Here is a 1,487-nt window from a genome sequence, read left to right as displayed (position 1 = left end):
ACTACGTCCGCACCGCCCGTGCCAAGGGCCTGCCGGAGTGGATCGTGGTCGGCAAGCACGCCCTGCGCAACGCGCTGATCCCGCTCGTCACCATGGTCGGACTCCAGTTCGGACAGCTCTTCGCGGGGGCGATCCTGGTCGAGACCGTGTTCGCTTGGCCGGGACTCGGCCGCCTGACCTTCGACTCGATCCTGCGGCGCGACTACCCGACGCTGCTCGGCATCCTGTTCTGCTCGGCGCTGTTGGTCGTCGCCGCGAACCTTGTCACCGACCTCCTCTACCGCCTGATCGATCCGCGCATCCGTGCCGGGAGGGCCGCATGAGCGCCGCCATCGAGCCAGTCCTGCCGGTTCAGCCCCAAGCCGTGCTGCCGCAGCCCCGACCAGCTGTGGCCCCGGGCCTCGCTACCTTGCGCCTGTTCCTGAGCAACCCGAGCGGGCTCCTGGGCCTCGCCATCCTGCTCGGCCTCCTGTTCGCCGCGCTGGCCGGCCCGCACCTCTACGGGGTCGATCCGTTCGACATCGTCGGTGCCCCGTTCCAGCCACCCGGCGGCGATCCGCTGCTCGGCACGGACTACCTCGGCCAGGACATCCTGGCGGCCCTGCTCCAGGGCGGTCGCGCGACCCTGCTGGTCGGCTTCTCCGCGGCCCTGATCACCGTGGCGATCGGCGTGACCTTCGGGGCGCTGGCGGGCTTTTTCGGAGGCCGGACCGACACGGTGCTGATGAAAATCACGGAATTCTTCCAGGTGCTGCCGACCCTGCTGTTCGCGATGGTCCTGGTCACCCTGTTCGGCCAGAGGATCGCGATCACCACGATCGCGATCGGGATCGTCTCCTGGCCACCCACGGCGCGGCTGACCCGGGCGGAGTTCCTGCGCCTGCGTGGGCTCGACTTCGTCAAAGCCGCGCGGGCGGCCGGGGCCGGACCGCTCTACCTGATCGGCCGGGTGATCCTGCCGAACGCCGCGCCGCCGATCGTGGTCTCGGCGACGCTGGCGATCGGCACCGCGGTGCTGTTCGAGGGGGCCCTGAGCTTCCTCGGGCTGGGCGACCCCAACGTGATGAGCTGGGGGCTGATGATCGGCCAGAACCGCGCCTACGCCCTGGAGGCGTGGTGGACCGTGCTGCTGCCCGGGGCGGCGATCTTCCTCGCGGTCCTCGGGGTGAGCCTGGTGGGCGATGCCGTCAACGACGCAGTGAATCCGCGTCTGCGCAAGCGGAGCTGAGCGATGCCCCCCGTCCTCGCAGTCGAAGACCTCACCGTCACCTTGCGGCAGGCCGGAGCCAGCGTGCCGGTGCTGGAGCACCTGAGCTTCTCCGTCGAGGCCGGCCGCACCATCGCGCTGGTCGGCGAATCGGGCTGCGGCAAGAGCATGACCGCGCTGGCGATCATGGGCCTGCTGCCGGAGGGATTCGCCCGTGCCGGCGGTCGCATTCGCCTCGCCGGGGAGGATCTCGCGGCGGCCAAGCCGGCCCGGCTGCGGG

At 70.7% G+C, this 1,487-nt stretch carries 3 protein-coding genes; all 3 read left to right on the top strand.

Annotated elements, in window-relative coordinates; genetic code table 11:
* Positions 1 to 323 (top strand): ABC transporter permease (locus tag FV242_RS33865; RefSeq protein WP_147942024.1); only part of this gene is annotated, 323 nt, incomplete at its 5' end.
* Positions 320 to 1,228 (top strand): ABC transporter permease, encoded by a 909-nt coding sequence (locus FV242_RS33860; RefSeq protein WP_147942023.1) that lies wholly within the window; start codon positions 320 to 322, stop codon positions 1,226 to 1,228. The genes FV242_RS33865 and FV242_RS33860, both read left to right, overlap by 4 nt.
* Before the next feature lie 3 nt (positions 1,229 to 1,231).
* A partial coding sequence (locus tag FV242_RS33855; RefSeq protein WP_147942019.1) for an ATP-binding cassette domain-containing protein occupies positions 1,232 to 1,487 on the top strand: 256 nt, incomplete at its 3' end.

Origin of the sequence: Methylobacterium sp. WL64, assembly GCF_008039945.1 — a bacterium.
GTDB lineage: Bacteria > Pseudomonadota > Alphaproteobacteria > Rhizobiales > Beijerinckiaceae > Methylobacterium.
The sequence above is the reverse complement of the archived record's forward strand: the minus strand, read 5'-3'. Positions and strand labels throughout refer to the sequence as shown.